The sequence below is a fragment of the Halalkalibacter suaedae genome (genome assembly GCF_017939705.1).
Taxonomy (GTDB): Bacteria; Bacillota; Bacilli; order Bacillales; family Bacillaceae_D; genus Halalkalibacter; species Halalkalibacter suaedae.
Genome location: NZ_JAGKSQ010000003.1, coordinates 61,599 through 77,591 on the forward strand (window position 1 = coordinate 61,599; position 15,993 = coordinate 77,591).

Sequence of the window (15,993 nt, forward strand, 5' to 3'; positions counted from 1 at the left end):
TGTTCCCGTCTGTTATGCTTTTATTAACACCATGCAGATCCAACAATGATTAATAGAATGAACAAGACAACAATTAATACAAAACCGTTTCCAGTCCCTGCTACTGGTGCTACTGGAGCCGCCACTGGTGCACCGTAACCATATCCACAACTATCATATCCGTAACCCATTAAAATCTCCTCCTCTAGTTAATGTATCTTAACCTAAGTCAATCATTTCTTTATTGACTGTTGGTTCTTGATAGCATATGCGGAAACTTAAATGTGGTTCGAGAAAAAGCTTGTTAAAATTGGTAAGTAAGATCAAAAAGCAGGGAAACCTACTTAGATACTCGAAGTTAGTAATACTATATCCTAGGAGGTAAGCTATGCCGACTCATACGATCATTATTGCACACGATATACACAATAATTATAAACAGCAAATTAAAGAACTCGTCCCAAACTGGGATGTCATCATAGGTAAAGAACAATCCCATTGGGAGAATCATTTAAAAAATGCTGAAGTGATCTTAGGATGGAAATCAGAAATGAGAAATCAACTACACCAACTCTCCTGCCTCAAATGGTTACAAACTTGGAGTGCAGGAGTGAATAACTTACCCTTAAAACACTTTGAAGATAAAGACTTAATCATTACGAGTGCGAACGGTGTCCACGCTAATCCAATCTCTGAAACCATTTTCGGCTTAATGCTAAGTTTAACTAGAAAAATAAATACATATGTGTTACAGCAAAAACAAAAGCAGTGGCATCATGCAAATATGAATCTCGAAATCCATGGGAAAACAATTGGAATTATTGGGGTTGGTGAGATTGGTAAGGAGACAGCTAAAATTGCAAAAGCGTTTGGAATGAAGGTTGTAGGAATGAGACATTCAGGTAAACCTGAAGCTAACGTAGATGAAATGTACACGCCAAACCAGCTCGACCAACTTCTTCCCAAATGTGATTATGTTGTTGTTACATTACCACTAACTACAAATACGGTTGAGATGTTCAAAGCAAAACAATTTCAAATGATGAAACCATCAGCGTTTTTCATTAATATCGGTAGAGGGGAAATTGTTAACGAACCAGACCTTATCAATGCACTGCAAGAAGGAACGATAGCTGGAGCAGGCTTGGACGTTTTCGAACAAGAACCTTTACCTGTTTCGAGTCCACTATGGGAATTTGAAAATGTAATCATTACTCCACACACTTCTGGTTCAACTGAGCATTATACCAAGCGAGTGATAGAAGACATTTTCATACCAAATCTCAAAATGTATGTTGGCGGTAATACACCAACAATTAATTTAGTTGATTATAACAAGGGCTATTAAAAAATGGGTTTGTCCCAAAGGGTAAATTACCTTTGAGACAAACCCATTTGCATATATGATAAATCCTTCTGATCACAAATGCCCTTACGAACCTCCGTTATTTCTCATAGACTACTATAGTTATGAGAAAGGAGGAACCGTTTTGCATTATACAGCACTAGGAGATTCCTTAACTGTTGGGATCGGAGATTCCCTTGGAGGATTTGTTAATCGATCTGCAACAATTCTTAGACACTCAGGAATTCCTGTCAAAGTACAGAAAATAGCCAAAGTCGGATTGACTTCCCAAGAATTGCTTGTCTCACTGCAAAATCCACGAACACGATTAGCAATCGCACGTGCAGACTTGATTACACTCACAATTGGCGGAAATGATCTTCTTAAAGCATTAGAATATGTTGAGAGAACTAAAGACCCCTCTCAATTAGAAATGACCATCTCTAAATTTTCAGTAAATCTTAATAAGATTTTGCAACAAATCCAACTAATAAAATCAGCTACTCCTACAAAAAATTATCAAATTCGTATTATTGGATTATATAACCCCGTTCCACATATTCCTTTAAGCACAGCTGTGATTAAGAAAATAAACAGAATCATTTGTAGCTATCGTTCAGCAACGATAAGATGTGTTGATATTTACAACCACTTCAGCCAACCAGGTAGCCTTGCTCGTGACCTCCACCCCAATGCAGTTGGATATCAAGCAATTACAAAGCAGCTACTAAACAGTATCTAATTCAAAAAAGCGACTAAATGTGATTTATCCATTAGTCGCTCTTTTTGTTATTCTTTTGGATTGTGGCTGTTCATTACAGGATGCGTTCTACCAAATAAGAGAGCTGCCCATGGATCATAGACTAGCTTTCTTTTTTCCTGCTGATCAATTTCTTTTTCATCCATCAATTCTTCTTTGACTTCAGTTTCAACCAACTGAGAAACCGCTTCATTTTCGGATTCTGGTGTGACTGAATCAATCTTTTCAATCGGTCTCTCTTTTTCCTTCTTCATAGAAGGTATATAAACGTCAGGTATCGTTTTATTTATTTTCATATCAAAGCTCCTCCTCTTTTGATTTTTACACTTCATTGTATGAGGAGTGTCCAAAATGGTTTGGGTAAATTGGTAAAATATTAAAAGAAGACGCTTCAAGTCATAAAATGACCTTAGAAGCGTCAGAATAATTTTTTTTGCAACGTAATAACTTACGAGAGTTCATTTCCTTTTCCAATTGGGTTTCGAGTTCATTTAAAGATGAGGTATTCTCGTGTTTAAAGAGTATCAAACCGCGCTTCGTTGCATCATAAACCGATAGAAGCATCTCATCATCCATTTGCGTTATTACTCTTTTCGACATCAAAATCACTCCCTCTTACCACCATACCCGTACACACTATTCTAAAACATATTTGTTTAATTTTATTTTCAAATAATCCAAACAAAATAAACAATAGTAACAGTAACAAGGAAGTATAATAGATTTAAAGGAATACCAACCTTTAAATAATCCGAGAAACGATATCCTCCTGGTCCATAAACAATTAGATTTGTTTGATAACCAATTGGTGTAGCGAAGCTTGCTGATGCTGCAATCGTAATTGCAACAAAAAATGCCATTGGATCGACACCTAACTGTATTGCTACAGCATGAGCAATCGAAAACATTAATACCGCTGCGGCATTATTAGTAATTACTTCAGTAAAAACAGTTGTTAACAAATAGATTATGATCAAGGCACCTAGAACACCAAAACCATCTGTCACCTGAACAAATGAGCCAGCAATAAGTGCTGCTGCTCCCGTCTTCTCAAGCGCGATACCGATCCCGATGGAACACGCTATAATCAATAGCACACTAAACTGAATGTATTTTTTTGCCCCTTCTAATGTCACTGTTCTTGTTAAGAATAGGATCATTACTGCGAGTAACGATGATTGAAACATTGGTAAAATATTAAATGAAGCAAGTAAAATCATTCCAACAAGTGTGAAGAGTGCGATTTTTGATTTTCGATGATCTATTATTTCTGGCTCTACAGGTGTAAGTAGATAAAAGTCATCAGAGTTCTTCCATCGAGCAAGAAATTCTTTATTCGTTAAAAGAAGAAGGGTATCACCTGGCTTTAACTCAATATCTCCAACCTTACTATTTATCCGCTCTTGATTTCGATGAATGGCGACGATCCCTGCGTTATAACGAGTTCGAAATTGATTCTCCTTCACAGTCTTAAATAGCAATGAAGATTGATGAGAAATAACGGCCTCAATTAGCGTTGTTTGCCCATTTCTTAAATCATCTAATTTAATATTAGTCCCTGTCTCAACACGCAACCCCTTCATCTGTTGAAGTTGGACAATTGAAGGAAGTAATCCTGTGAAAATCAATTGATCATGTGCCTTTAGCTTTTGATATGTCGTAACTGGAGCGACTCTTTCACCATTACTAATGATCTCAATTAAGTATAGACCATCAAGATTGCGTAGACCCGCTTCCTCAATTGTTTTACCGATCAGAGGTGAATCCGCTTCAATTACCGCTTCTCCTAAGTATTCTCTAGAGCTATTTTCAAAAGACTCTTCTGAAGATTTACGATTGGGTAACTGCTTATAACCGATTGTCCCCATATAAATGATCCCAATTAGACATGCAGGTAGACTGACTATTGCTAATTGAAACATTGTAAATCCACTCATCCCTTGCTCAATCATTAATCCGTGAACAACTAGGTTCGTTGAAGTCCCGATGAGTGTCAGTGTTCCTCCAAAAATGGTTGCGTATGAAAGAGGAATTAAGAATTTCGATGGAGAGATATTATGTTCCTGACACCACTTTCGGACAATTGGGGTAAACATCAAAACAACTGGTGTGTTATTTAAAAAAGCGGAGACTGCTGAAATTGGTAGCATCATCCTAAATAGTGACCGTCTTGGATGTACACCATTTCCCATTGTTCTATAAGCAATTTGGTGAAGCATACCACTTTCCTTTACGGCACCTGCAACAATAAATAACAAAGCTACCGTTAACATCCCCTCATTTGAAAATCCTTTTAAGGCCTCTGTCGGTGAAATAATACCCAATAATAAAATAACGGCTAATGAACAAAAAACAATAAATTCTGGTCGTGCCACTTCCTTCACTAAACAAATGAGCATCACTAAAACAACGAAGATAACTACAGCAATCTCATAACTCATTTTCTTTCTCCCTCTCTAAAACCAAGTAAACTCATCAGATTAATAATTAATAATATTTTGTTTAGTATATGTTGAAACGTTGTTGCTGTCTATTCTTTTTTTGGTATTAGTGTATATCGTTATGGTAAAAGGCTTTGACCTTACCACTGAAATGTGGGTACGCTCAGATTATAGACCCTCAGACATCGATTTCTTAACAGTTCATCCTGTATTTTCGTTCGGCACATACCAAAAACACCTTTGAGAATTCACTCAAAGGTGTTTTGTCTACCAATTGATCATGCTCAAAATCAGCTTTTTTCATCCCATTCCTCATTGATTAAATCCAGGTTAACAGCAATTCCTGTTTCATAGCCTTCACTTGCTGCTCCAATTAACCCAGTGAAGCGTTTAGCAGCATCGCCAATAATATAGAGACCATCAGTTGACGTCCTTCCATGTCTCTTTGTCTGATAGCCACCCTTTTCGTTCAATTCCACTCCTAATTTTTCCGGAAGGGTTGTGAATTGTGTGGCATATGTATTAAGGAGAAAAGCAGCAGTTCGTTGGATAGAATCATTCTCTTCAAAAGTGATTTCTGTAAGTCTTCCATCAATAGACTTTAATTCTTTTATTGGTTCCTCAATCAATGTAATATTTCTGTCTTTTAATTGTTGTTGTTCTTCGATTGAAAGGATTGTTGGTCCATCTGAAAGTACGATTAGATCTTCACTCCAATTGCTAATAAGCTTACAATAGGTAAATAAATTCTCGCCATTCCCGATTATTGCAAGTGGTTGGTCACGATGCTCCCAGCCATCGCAATAAGGGCAAGAAAACACTGAAACCCCGTATGCTTCTTGCAGTCCCTCGATCTCCGGTAAATGTTCCTTTAATCCCGATGCAAAGATAACTTTTTTGGCATGTATTTTGTTCTTTTTTGAGTGAATGACAAACCAATCTTGCCGAGTCTCGATTTCAACAACCGTATCATCCAAAATGTTCACAGGGTAAGTCTGAAGCTGTTCTCTGGCAATTTGGCGAAGTTCCATCGGTTTAATATTGTCTCTAGTCAAAAACCCGTGTGATTGCCTTGTTACAGCATTTCTTGGTCTACCTTCATCAATCACAATGACGGAACGTTTAGCACGGCCTAGGACGAGGGCAGCACTTAGTCCGCTTGGACCACCACCGACAATTAATACATCGCAATCCAAATGAATCTCTCCCCTCATTTCGTCTTTCTTACTAGCTTACCCTACTTCAATGCTGATAAAACGAGTGCGTATAGGAATCATTTATAGTGACAAAAAGGGTCTAGCAATTTAATGCTAGACCCTTTTTTGTTATCATATTTTATTCTTCCCAAACTTTAACTTCTTCCATCGTATCACCTTGCTTAATACGATAAACCGAGTCTAAACCTTCAACAACTTGTCCAAAAACAGTGTGCACACCATCTAAATGAGGTTGTGGTTCATGAACAATAAAGAACTGACTACCACCAGTATCCTTACCTGCATGTGCCATTGAAAGTGATCCAGCTACATGCTTATGAGGGTTCCCTGCTGTTTCACATTTAATCGTATAGCCTGGTCCTCCAGTACCATTTCCTGTAGGACATCCACCTTGTGCGACAAATCCTGGAATCACTCGGTGAAACGTCAATCCATTATAGTAGCCTTCATTAGCTAATTTTTCGAAGTTTTCAACCGTTCCTGGTGCTGCTTCTGGAAAAAACTCAATTACAAGCTTTTCCCCATTTTCAAAAGAAATAGATCCTTTTTTCATATGTATTACCTCCTATTTGATATGGATTCATCTTATTGTACACGATTCAGTTGATAAAAGAAAATAAGAAGTAATTGTTTGAATAGTAACCCATGGAGTTGTAAAAGCTCCCCTTTCCTTCACTACATAAAAAAAGACTGAAAAAGATTAAATCCCTTTTCAGTCAGCCTTCATTATTTAACTGCTTGGCTCGGCAACCGTAAATCGAGTCGAATTAAATCAGCATAGCTTTCTCTTGTGATGACTTCAAATACTTGCCCATCCTCAACAAAAACAACAGCCGGACGTGGAATTCGGTTATAATTATTTGCCATTGAGTACCCATAAGCCCCCGTGCAAAAAACAGCTAAAACATCTTCATGGTTTGCCTTCGGTAAAGGCAAATCCCAGATTAGCATATCTCCACTCTCACAACACTTACCTGCAATAGAGAAAGTTTCCGTCGCCTCTTCATTTGCCCGGTTAGCCAGAACACCTTCGTACTCAGCTTGGTAAAGGGCTGGACGCAGATTATCACTCATTCCACCATCAACAGATAAATAATCGCGAACATTCGGAATATGCTTTTGTGAACCAATTGAGTAAAGAGTTGTTCCAGCATCACCGACTAATGAACGGCCAGGCTCAATCCAAATTTCAGGCATATTTAAATTTGCTGAGGCTGCCTTGTCTTTGACAACTTCAATCATCTTATGAACATACTCTCCAACCGGTAATGGCGTGTCTCCTTCAATGTAGCGGATTCCAAAACCACCACCTAAATTTAAGACCGTCGGAACAAAATCAAATTGAGCCTTCAAGTCAGAAATAAGGTCAAACATCTTCTCAACTGCCATCACAAAACCAGTTGTTTCGAAGATTTGTGAACCAATATGACTATGAATTCCAAGCAGTGTTAAGGAATCATCCTTACTCGCAATTCGAACAGCTTCGTGAACCTGACCACTTACAAGGTCAAAACCGAATTTCGAATCCTCTTGACCAGTAGAAATATAATCATGAGTATGTGCCTCTACACCCGGCGTAATACGGAGGAGAATACTCATATGAGATTTACGTGACCTACAAATGCGGCTTAGCTCATTAAGCTCATAGAAATTATCAACAACAACACAGCCAATCTTGGCTTCGACAGCCATCTCCAACTCTTCTATACTCTTATTATTCCCGTGAAAGTGTACACGATCCATTGGGAAACCAGCTTCAATAGCGGTATATAGCTCTCCACCTGATACAACATCTAAGCTTAAACCAAGCTCTTCTGCTAGCTGAAACATTGCCATACAGCTAAAGGCTTTACTAGCATATGCGACCTGGAAAGGGACTTTTTCAGCCTTGAATGCCTCTTGGAACTGCTTTGCACGTTCACGAATAAGAGCAACATCATAAACGAATAGTGGTGTTCCATATTGACTAGCAAGTTTAATTGAATCAACGCCACCAATTTCGAGATGACCTTGTTCGTTAATACGACTTGTTCCATGTGTATACATATCTATGTCTCCTTATATACGAATAAAAAAGCAACTAATGTCAAAACACTAGCTGCTAATAATTTTTTCGGAAATGATACAATTGATGAAACTTACTTTAACACAAAAAAGTCGTTAGTTCAATAGGTTCATAGCCTTGAAGGCTCGGACCTGCAAGGGACAAGGCGATTAAACAGAACAATCCAAAAGAAGAAATGCTCCTTTTGGATTGAACTTTATTCTGATCTTTGTTTAATTGGATCTTGTGGTCGGACAATGCTCGGTCTAAATCGTACAGTTGGCACAGATGATCTTATAAAGATATGCCACATGGCTGGAGGATCAAATGGTAAAAACGGCCATAAATAAGGCTTATTAAACGTTTTAATTGTAGCTAATAAAAGAATAAACAGTGTTGTACCAATAATAAACCCTGGTGCTTTGAAAATTGCTACGATTACGACTAACAAGAGCCTACTTACCCTTAGTGCAACACCTAATTCATAACTTGGTGTAGCAAACATTCCAATTGCTCCAAGTGCTACATATAAGATTACCTCAGGAGTAAAATAACCAACTTGAATCGCTAATTCCCCTATTAGTAGGGCCGCTACAAGTCCCAAAGCGGTTGCAAGTGGTGAAGGAGTGTGAATTGCCGCCATCCTTAAGAGTTCAATCCCGAGCTCCGCAAAAACAATTTGTAAAAAGATCGGTATATTATTTGTCTCCTGTGGCCCGATAAATTCTAGAGCAGTCGGTAAAAGAGACGGTTGCATAACGAGCAATAACCAAAATGGCAAAATTAATAGTGAAAATAAAATTCCTGTAAATCTTGTCCAACGTAGAATAGTACCAATCATTGGAGCTTGACGATATTCTTCTGCATGCTGGACGTGATGAAACAACGTTGTTGGTGTAATGATCACACTAGGAGATGTATCAACCATTATTAACACGTGTCCTTCAAGTAAATGATTTGCCGCTACATCTGGCCGTTCCGTGTAACGGACAAGCGGAAATGGGTTCATTCCTTGCTTAACAATAAATTCTTCAACTATTTTATCAGCCATTGAAATTCCATCAATGTTAATTGCCTCTAATTCTTTTTTTAGAATCTTAACCATCTTTGGATCAGCAACACCGTCAATATATGAAATACATACATCTGTTTTTGATCGTTCCCCAACCTGCATAATTTCGTTACGAAGTCGGTCATCTCTGATTCTTCGTCGGGTTAGTGCTGTATTAATAATTATATTTTCTGTGTAGCCATCACGCGACCCTCTTACAACCCGTTCTGTATCCGGCTCTTGTGGTCCACGTCCAGGATAGCTTCTTACATCAATAACAATTGCTTCTTCTTCACCTTCAACAAGGATGAAAATAAGACCTGAAAGCATCTTAGTCGTTGCATCTTCAATTGTCTTTGTGTATTCCACTTGCACATGCGGCAAATGATTGGAAATTGATTTGATTATATCAATTGATTCTGTCTTTCGACCTCTTGAATCAAGATCCATTTGTTCTTTCAGAATTTCAATAATATATTGAATATCACATAACCCATTAACAAAATAAATTTGTATTTCTTTATCAAAAATGGAGAGTTTCCGAACACCAACATCAAAAGAAGTACCAAACCCAAGACGTTTCTTTAACTCTTCTTCATTCTTTTCTAAAATGGGTGATATCGGGGTCTCTATTTTCTTAGTTTGACTCATGATATCCACTCCGTTCCATAATAATTTCTACTGCTTGTTTTGTAATTGGTGCACCATGTTTTAAGGAGTCCTGTCCTGCCATCTTGCCAATATCACCAATCCCAATTACAAATGGTAGCTTTAATTCATCAAGAACATAGACAGTATCACCATTAATACGACCTTGTTCAAGGTCAATTAACCCTTCTTTATCAACACCGAATTCCGACAAATGACCATAACGATCAAGACTAAGATCAACATGAGTCCATTCACTTGAGTGAGTCGCCGATGCAACTGCAATTGCACCAATTACTTCAATGTCAGGATGCTTTGCCACAATTGACATTGCTTGCTCCCCTGGACCATACTCTCTGTAGCCACAATCATCAAACATGACTAGAACAGGATCATATGGTGTTTTTAGAATAAGAGAAACAATCTCCTCTCCATTCAATGAAGTCGGATTGCCCCAGGATTGACTAATACATCGACCACCTATGTCATGTGCGACAAGCTCAACTGTTTTTCGTGCAGCTTCATCCCCATCCGTTACAAAAATGACTTTCCGTCTCTCGGACATATGATCACCCCTTTGGTTTAAAGAAAAGCGCAACAAGAAAACTAAACAGAATTGTAGAAGAAATCCCAACGGATGTTACCTCGAAGACCCCCATCCCAACTCCAAAAAAGCCATAGCGATCTCCTTCAGACATCGCACCATGAACTAATGAATGACCAAAGCTTGTAATGGGTACAGTAGCACCAGCACCTGCAAAGTCAATTAAGCGATCATATAAATGGTACCCATCTAGTAATGCACCCGCCACAACTAGCGTACTTAGTGTGTGGGTCGGAGAAAGTTTGCCAATGTCCATAAGCATCTGTCCAATAAAACAAATAACCCCACCAACCAAAAAAGCTGCTACATACTCAAACATTGTCTTCCACCAACTCAAACGAAACGGCATGTGCAATACAAGGAATGGATTCTTTTTGCTGAATCATTATTGGACTGAGAAGTGCACCTGTTGCAACAACAAGCATTTTTCTTAGTTTCTTTTTTTGCATTTCCTTAATTAAATGACCAAAGGTGACTACAGCTGGACAGGCTGCACCGCTTCCCCCTGCAAAAACTGGCTGCTCTTGATCAAAAATAATAATTCCACAATCCTCATGATTATCCAAATCCATTCCCTTTTCCTGTACTAGCTTGCGCAAAATTCCGCTTCCTACACGGGATAAGTCTCCAGTAACGATAACATCATAATAACTAGGCTCTCGTTTCGTTTCAGCTAAATGAGTTACTATCGTATCAGCGGCGGCCGGTGCCATTGCCGAACCCATATCAAAAGGGGTTCTGATTCCCATGTCAATGACTTTACCAATCGTCGCATCAGTAATTTTTATTTGTGCTTCCTTTGATCCGATGATCATCGCACCAGATCCTGTTACAGTAAACGTTGCTGAATCCGGCCGCTGTCCGCCAAATTCTGTTGGATTCCGAAATTGCCGTTCTGCTGTTGCGTTATGACTGCTAACTGCTACCATGGCCAAATGAGCTGCACCTGCATCAATTAAAAGCGACCCAAGAGCCACACCTTCCATAACAGTCGCACAAGCTGAGAATATACCCAAAAAAGGAATATCTAGTTCTCGAGCATAATAATTAGAGGTCACAATTTGATTTAATAAATCACCAGCAATAAAATAGTCAATTTCTTCTGGTTTTTTCTCAGCCTTCTTGAGTGCAGTTTCAACGGCATCCTTCATTAATTGACGCTCAGCTTGTTCCCAAGTTTCTTGACCAGCATATAAATTGTTATAGCATACATCAAAACTATTTCTAATTGGGCCTTTGGATTCCTCTGGTCCAACAGCTGTTCCTGTAGATTGCACATAGACAGGGTTCTCGAAGTGCCACGTTCGTTTCCCTCTTTTCTCCATGCGAACACGTCCTTTTATGAATTGATCAACATCCCTACGAGTAATCTTGTCAAACCAACTAAGTAAGCCGATAACACACCAAATGCAATGACAGCACCCGTTAATTTGAACATATTTGCTCCAATCCCAAAGACGAGTCCCTCACTTTTATGTTCAAGTGCCGCACTAGTCATTGCATTAGAAAAGCCAGTTACAGGAACAAGTGCCCCCGCTCCTGCAAATTGTCCAAGACGATCATAAACCCCAAAACCAGTTGCAAGAGCAGCTAATAAAATAAGAGTCGCAAGCGTAGGACTCATTGCTTCTTCTTGAGTAATTGGTAAGTACGTCATATAGATTCGACTAATAAATTGACCTAGCGTACAAATCAAGCCACCAATTACAAAGGCTTTTAATCCATTTTTCGCAATATGCTTTCTCGGTTGGTATAGCTTTATATTTTTTTGATATTGCTTTTTTTGATCGTCTGTTACCATGTCTTTTTGCCTCCTTAAGAAAGAAAACATATCCACGCATATCGGTTATCGTATAGTTAGTATGACTAAACAAGCATGAATCATGTACCAATTATCGAAAAACCGATATATCTAATGACAGAAGCCTCCATACATAACAAGTGAATTAAAACAAAAAAAACAGATCGAATGATTAAAATCATTTGATCTGTTGATCTTAGTGGCCTAATATAGTTTGGGGGTTGATTAAATTCTTTCCTCGCTATCATTAATAATCCGTTTTAAATTAGCTGCTTGTGCATGAAGTCGTTTCACTTGATATGAAAAGAGAAATTCACATGCCTCCAAATTCCTTTTTGCTTCGATCGCATTCCCGCCCCAAACAACAATACCGTGGTTTCGAATGAGAACAGCTTGTGTTTCTGGTCCTATCACTTCCCCAAGTGCATGAGCTAAATTAGGGATCTCAGGAAAATTCTCAACAATTGGTATCGTAAGTTTTTCAGCCTCTTGAATACCAAACGCCTTTATCAGTTCAACTTTAGAGAACGTCACAGCACCTATGTCGCCATATAGCTCGGAAATTAAGTTATTGTCTACTGTATGTATATGAAGACTACAGCGAGCATCCGTTTTGTTATACACTTCTAAATGAATCGCCGTTTCAGCTGATGGTTTGCCTTGATCAGTTAAAGGAGTACCAGCTTTGTCAACTAAGACAAAATCCTCCGTTGTTTCTTTGTACTTGTCTTTACCGCTCACAGTGACAAGACATTCAAGAGGGTCATCACTAACCTTTATTGATAGGTCCCCACTATTCCCAGGAAACCAATTTCTTGCAGCAAGTTCTCGTTTGACCGAAGCGAGTTCTTTCCATTCAAAAAGCATCATACCAAACACATCCTTTTCTAAAACATTAAGACATGCTTCTGATACATAGAAAGCTGAATATCAGTACAGCATGCATCATACCTACGTATTTATGGTCTCCTTTTACTATCTTACCTGTTAGTACAAATAAATAATCAAATGAATGTTTTTGAATTATGACAGTATTCGTTTTTTTCGTCAATCGTTATTTGAGAAGCTAGTACAGAAATTGACAAACGTTCTCAAACGAGTGTAAGATGTGGCATAGGAAATTGAATGAAATATATACTCAAATCAATCAAAGGCTCAAGTTATTGACCTGATATGACTAGCGACAAAAAAAGATTCAATTCTCTTGATCATGATCATGGGAATTTTTTATTTTTCAACTCTATTAGGAGGACTTAAGAATGTCTAAAGAGACCAGCCATTATGAACTTTTAACAACTGAAACTGCAATCGCATTCATTAAAGAAATTAATTATTTCTCCGAGAACGAAGTGGTAACCGCTGAAGAAATCAGAGGTGAACATTCAAACCTTGTCTTTCGAATTAAGGGTGAATCCCAAAATTCAGTTATAGTAAAACAAGCCCTTCCTAACCCAACTATACATGGCAGAAGGCAAAGTCTTACATTAGACCGTGCTCGTATTGAAAGCGAATCATTAAAAAGATCATATCAACTCGTTCCAGAGTACACACCAAACATCTATTATCATGATGCTGCACTGGCCGTTACTGTAATGGATGACCTTTCACACCTCCAGAATTTACAGAAAGGTTTAAATGAAAAGATTATTTTTCCTCGTCTAGCTAGAGATGTTGGAACCTTTCTTGCCCATACACTTTTTTTTCATTCTAATTTTGCGATGGCGCATCCTGAAAAAAAGCTACTAGAACAACAGTTATACAATCCCGAATTGTCCTCTGTAGTTGAAAATAGCACCTTCAACGATTTGTATTTTAATCTCGATATGGTTTCAGATAAATTACACCCGTTTTTTGAAGAGACTCTATTAAAAGACAACAAGATCAAGAAAGAATTTGCTTCATTGAAGAATGACTTTTTAACGAAAACTGAAACACTTCTTCATGGAAACTTCGACACCATCAATATTCTTGTAAATGAAGAAGAAACATATATCATTAATCCAGAACTTGCTCAGTACGGACCAATTGGATATGATATTGGAACGTTCCTTGCTGCTATCATCACAACGTATTTGTCAGAAGCAGCTCCTAACAAGAATGAAACAGAACATCAAGAATTCCAGGATTATTTGACGAGTGTCATTATTGAGACTTGGAATGTGTTTGATGTCGAATTTGGGGCTCTTTGGCAAGAGTCTGGACAGGATCCCTTCATGAAAGTACCTGGTTATCTTGAGCAAGTACTTGAAGAAATCTTTCATAACGCGATCGGTTTTGCTGGGTGTATGATGATTAATCAGAGCATAAGACCTTTAGCTGATGAAGAGATTGAGTCTAGTCAACTAGACAGCCATCTTGAAATCACAAGAAAGATAATTTCGCTTGGAAAGTCAATTGTTCTTAACCGCAAACAATTTTCAACGATTAATCAGCTTATAAAGACCATCACGGAACAATAAGGTTAGATATCAATAAATAAAGCATTTAGACATGCTAAAGCCCCCTTTGCATAATAGCAAAGGGGGCTCTTTCTACTGATCGCCCATTTCAATCTTCATATGCTCAAGAATCTTTTTTTCCAGTCTCGATACTTGAACCTGTGAAATTCCAAGCCTTAACGCAACTTCAGATTGGGTCTGATCTTTGTAATAACGAAGGTAGACAATTAAGCGTTCCCGTTCGTCTAAATCACGAATAGCTTCTTTCAAGGCAATCTTGTCAAACCATTTCGTTTCCGTCTGATCTGCAATTTGATCTAGTAATGTGATTGGATCACCATCATTTTCGTAAACTGTTTCATGAATAGATGAGAGGGATCGACTTGCTTCGCCTGCAAAGACCACCTCTTCTGGAGTAATTTCTAACTGTTCCGCAATTTCGTTAACAGTTGGAGTCCGCCCGAGAGACTTGGTCATCTCATCTTTCATTTTACGAATTTTGTTACCTAATTCTTTGATCGAACGACTAACCTTGACAGTTCCATCATCACGGAGAAAACGTTGAATTTCTCCAATAATCATCGGAACTGCATATGTTGAAAATTTCACATCGTAGGAGAGATCGAACTTATCAACCGATTTAATAAGCCCGATACATCCGATTTGAAACAAATCATCAGCTTCATAGCCGCGATTCATGAACCGCTGGACAACAGACCAGACAAGTCTCGTATTACGATTGACGATTGAATCGCGAGCCTCTTGATCCCCAGCCTGACTTTGGGCAATAAGCTTTTTTACTTCTTCATCCGAGAAATGGGCCTGCTTCTTCTTTTGCTGTTTTACCTCGACATCCATAGGCAAAACTCCTTAATTACACATAGCTTTGCTATTTGTAAGAGTTTTCTTTAAATAAACAGTTGTACCAATCATCGGTTCCGATACAACTTGTAACTCATCCATGAAATTCTCCATAATCGTAAAACCCATTCCAGATCTCTCAAGCTCTGGCTTAGTTGTAAACAAAGGTTGCTTCGCTTCATCAATATCATCAATGCCCATGCCTTCATCACGAATCGTTAACTCAATCGTTCCATTTTCAAGTGTCACGTGAATAAACACCATACCATCTGGTTGATTGTTATAACCATGAATGATCGCATTCGTTACAGCTTCTGATACAACCGTTTTAATTTCAGTCATTTCATCCATTGTTGGATCAAGTTGTGCAATAAATGCACCAACTGTTACACGAGCAAATGACTCATTTTGACTCTGAGCTGAAAATGTCAAATCCATTTTATTCTGCATTACGCCACCCCCAATGTTTTAAGGGCGAATTGTTCGCTTTCTTCTAGACGTATGATTTTAAATAGACCAGACATTTCGAACAGTCTTTTGACAGAAGGAGATATTGCACAAACGACCATTTCTCCTCCAATTGCCTTTACCTGCTTGTATCTACCTAAAATTACCCCAAGTCCAGAACTGTCCATAAAGGAAAGATTTTCTAGATTTAAAACAATGTGTTTGACCTCACCATCTGTTAAGACTGCCTCTACACGACCTCGTAATTCCTCAGCAGTATGATGGTCTAATTCACCGACTAAACGAACGAGGAGGACGCTTCCTTTTCGTTCTAAATTCATTTGTAAGCTCATATTA

The 15,993-nt window shown here is 38.3% G+C and carries 19 protein-coding genes; 3 read left to right on the plus strand and 16 right to left on the minus strand.

The features are described from left to right. Positions 1–23 precede the first annotated feature (23 nt). Positions 24–170 carry a YjcZ family sporulation protein gene (locus tag J7W16_RS07715; protein WP_210596725.1) on the minus strand — a complete coding sequence of 49 codons (147 nt, stop codon included), beginning with the start codon at positions 168–170 and terminating at the stop codon, positions 24–26. A 197-nt stretch (positions 171–367) separates the two neighbouring features. Between J7W16_RS07715 and J7W16_RS07720 the strand changes: the two genes are divergently transcribed. Continuing rightward, entirely contained in the window at positions 368–1,327 is a 960-nt protein-coding gene (locus J7W16_RS07720; RefSeq protein WP_210596726.1) for a D-2-hydroxyacid dehydrogenase, read from the plus strand. Positions 1,328–1,469: 142 nt separating this feature from the next. Next, positions 1,470–2,066, plus strand: a complete 597-nt coding sequence (locus J7W16_RS07725) for a GDSL-type esterase/lipase family protein (protein WP_210596727.1) — start codon at positions 1,470–1,472, stop codon at positions 2,064–2,066. 47 nt (positions 2,067–2,113) lie between these two features. Here the strand turns inward: J7W16_RS07725 and J7W16_RS07730 are convergent, their stop codons facing one another. The 12 genes from J7W16_RS07730 to J7W16_RS07785 form a co-directional block, all read right to left on the minus strand. Beyond that, complete coding sequence (locus J7W16_RS07730; protein WP_210596728.1) at positions 2,114–2,380, minus strand: hypothetical protein; 267 nt, start codon at positions 2,378–2,380, stop codon at positions 2,114–2,116. A gap of 100 nt (positions 2,381–2,480) precedes the next feature. Further along, positions 2,481–2,684 carry a hypothetical protein gene (locus tag J7W16_RS07735; RefSeq protein WP_210596729.1) on the minus strand — a complete coding sequence of 68 codons (204 nt, stop codon included), beginning with the start codon at positions 2,682–2,684 and terminating at the stop codon, positions 2,481–2,483. Positions 2,685–2,752: 68 nt separating this feature from the next. Then, entirely contained in the window at positions 2,753–4,525 is a 1,773-nt protein-coding gene (locus J7W16_RS07740; protein WP_210596730.1) for an SLC13 family permease, read from the minus strand. A gap of 290 nt (positions 4,526–4,815) precedes the next feature. After that, positions 4,816–5,721 (minus strand): NAD(P)/FAD-dependent oxidoreductase, encoded by a 906-nt coding sequence (locus J7W16_RS07745; RefSeq protein ID WP_246879916.1) that lies wholly within the window; start codon positions 5,719–5,721, stop codon positions 4,816–4,818. A 139-nt stretch (positions 5,722–5,860) separates the two neighbouring features. After that, the gene (locus J7W16_RS07750; protein ID WP_210596732.1) at positions 5,861–6,295 is read right to left on the minus strand and encodes a peptidylprolyl isomerase; all 435 of its coding nucleotides are present in this window, start codon (positions 6,293–6,295) and stop codon (positions 5,861–5,863) included. Positions 6,296–6,468: 173 nt separating this feature from the next. Next, positions 6,469–7,788 carry a diaminopimelate decarboxylase gene (lysA, locus tag J7W16_RS07755; RefSeq protein ID WP_210596733.1) on the minus strand — a complete coding sequence of 440 codons (1,320 nt, stop codon included), beginning with the start codon at positions 7,786–7,788 and terminating at the stop codon, positions 6,469–6,471. A gap of 215 nt (positions 7,789–8,003) precedes the next feature. After that, complete coding sequence (locus J7W16_RS07760; RefSeq protein ID WP_210596734.1) at positions 8,004–9,488, minus strand: spore germination protein; 1,485 nt, start codon at positions 9,486–9,488, stop codon at positions 8,004–8,006. Further along, on the minus strand, positions 9,475–10,050 hold the full coding sequence (spoVAEA, locus tag J7W16_RS07765) for a stage V sporulation protein SpoVABEA (RefSeq protein ID WP_210596735.1): 576 nt from the start codon (positions 10,048–10,050) through the stop codon (positions 9,475–9,477). Before spoVAEA ends, J7W16_RS07760 begins: the two co-directional genes overlap by 14 nt. A gap of 4 nt (positions 10,051–10,054) precedes the next feature. Beyond that, positions 10,055–10,408, minus strand: a complete 354-nt coding sequence (spoVAE, locus tag J7W16_RS07770; RefSeq protein ID WP_210596736.1) for a stage V sporulation protein AE — start codon at positions 10,406–10,408, stop codon at positions 10,055–10,057. Then, positions 10,401–11,414: a stage V sporulation protein AD gene (gene spoVAD, locus J7W16_RS07775; RefSeq protein ID WP_210596737.1), complete on the minus strand. Its 1,014-nt coding sequence runs from the start codon at positions 11,412–11,414 to the stop codon at positions 10,401–10,403. Before spoVAD ends, spoVAE begins: the two co-directional genes overlap by 8 nt. A 14-nt stretch (positions 11,415–11,428) precedes the next feature. Further along, the gene (gene spoVAC, locus J7W16_RS07780; RefSeq protein ID WP_210596738.1) at positions 11,429–11,890 is read right to left on the minus strand and encodes a stage V sporulation protein AC; all 462 of its coding nucleotides are present in this window, start codon (positions 11,888–11,890) and stop codon (positions 11,429–11,431) included. A gap of 225 nt (positions 11,891–12,115) precedes the next feature. After that, positions 12,116–12,760 carry a methylthioribulose 1-phosphate dehydratase gene (locus tag J7W16_RS07785; RefSeq protein WP_210596739.1) on the minus strand — a complete coding sequence of 215 codons (645 nt, stop codon included), beginning with the start codon at positions 12,758–12,760 and terminating at the stop codon, positions 12,116–12,118. Between the two features lie 389 nt (positions 12,761–13,149). Between J7W16_RS07785 and mtnK the strand changes: the two genes are divergently transcribed. Then, entirely contained in the window at positions 13,150–14,349 is a 1,200-nt protein-coding gene (mtnK, locus tag J7W16_RS07790; RefSeq protein ID WP_210596740.1) for an S-methyl-5-thioribose kinase, read from the plus strand. 72 nt (positions 14,350–14,421) lie between these two features. Here mtnK and sigF read toward each other — a convergent pair whose 3' ends face one another. From sigF to spoIIAA, 3 genes are read right to left on the minus strand one after another with little or no spacing between them, the layout of a single operon-like run. Beyond that, positions 14,422–15,186: an RNA polymerase sporulation sigma factor SigF gene (gene sigF / locus J7W16_RS07795; protein WP_210596741.1), complete on the minus strand. Its 765-nt coding sequence runs from the start codon at positions 15,184–15,186 to the stop codon at positions 14,422–14,424. 12 nt (positions 15,187–15,198) lie between these two features. Continuing rightward, positions 15,199–15,639: an anti-sigma F factor gene (gene spoIIAB / locus J7W16_RS07800; protein WP_210596742.1), complete on the minus strand. Its 441-nt coding sequence runs from the start codon at positions 15,637–15,639 to the stop codon at positions 15,199–15,201. Continuing rightward, positions 15,639–15,989, minus strand: coding sequence for an anti-sigma F factor antagonist (spoIIAA, locus tag J7W16_RS07805; protein ID WP_210596743.1), 351 nt, complete (start codon positions 15,987–15,989; stop codon positions 15,639–15,641). The genes spoIIAB and spoIIAA overlap by 1 nt, the downstream gene beginning before the upstream one ends. Positions 15,990–15,993 lie beyond the last annotated feature (4 nt).

Coding starts and splice junctions, on each gene's coding strand:
- J7W16_RS07760 (WP_210596734.1), bottom strand. CDS start 9,488: ATGAGTCAAACTAAGAAAATAGAGACCCCGATATCACCCATTTTAGAA.
- J7W16_RS07750 (WP_210596732.1), bottom strand. CDS start 6,295: ATGAAAAAAGGATCTATTTCTTTTGAAAATGGGGAAAAGCTTGTAATT.
- spoIIAA (WP_210596743.1), bottom strand. CDS start 15,989: ATGAGCTTACAAATGAATTTAGAACGAAAAGGAAGCGTCCTCCTCGTT.
- J7W16_RS07740 (WP_210596730.1), bottom strand. CDS start 4,525: ATGAGTTATGAGATTGCTGTAGTTATCTTCGTTGTTTTAGTGATGCTC.
- J7W16_RS07730 (WP_210596728.1), bottom strand. CDS start 2,380: ATGAAAATAAATAAAACGATACCTGACGTTTATATACCTTCTATGAAG.
- spoVAE (WP_210596736.1), bottom strand. CDS start 10,408: ATGTTTGAGTATGTAGCAGCTTTTTTGGTTGGTGGGGTTATTTGTTTT.
- spoVAC (WP_210596738.1), bottom strand. CDS start 11,890: ATGGTAACAGACGATCAAAAAAAGCAATATCAAAAAAATATAAAGCTA.
- J7W16_RS07735 (WP_210596729.1), bottom strand. CDS start 2,684: ATGTCGAAAAGAGTAATAACGCAAATGGATGATGAGATGCTTCTATCG.
- spoIIAB (WP_210596742.1), bottom strand. CDS start 15,639: ATGCAGAATAAAATGGATTTGACATTTTCAGCTCAGAGTCAAAATGAG.
- spoVAEA (WP_210596735.1), bottom strand. CDS start 10,050: ATGTCCGAGAGACGGAAAGTCATTTTTGTAACGGATGGGGATGAAGCT.
- mtnK (WP_210596740.1), top strand. CDS start 13,150: ATGTCTAAAGAGACCAGCCATTATGAACTTTTAACAACTGAAACTGCA.
- sigF (WP_210596741.1), bottom strand. CDS start 15,186: ATGGATGTCGAGGTAAAACAGCAAAAGAAGAAGCAGGCCCATTTCTCG.
- lysA (WP_210596733.1), bottom strand. CDS start 7,788: ATGTATACACATGGAACAAGTCGTATTAACGAACAAGGTCATCTCGAA.
- J7W16_RS07785 (WP_210596739.1), bottom strand. CDS start 12,760: ATGATGCTTTTTGAATGGAAAGAACTCGCTTCGGTCAAACGAGAACTT.
- J7W16_RS07720 (WP_210596726.1), top strand. CDS start 368: ATGCCGACTCATACGATCATTATTGCACACGATATACACAATAATTAT.
- J7W16_RS07715 (WP_210596725.1), bottom strand. CDS start 170: ATGGGTTACGGATATGATAGTTGTGGATATGGTTACGGTGCACCAGTG.
- spoVAD (WP_210596737.1), bottom strand. CDS start 11,414: ATGGAGAAAAGAGGGAAACGAACGTGGCACTTCGAGAACCCTGTCTAT.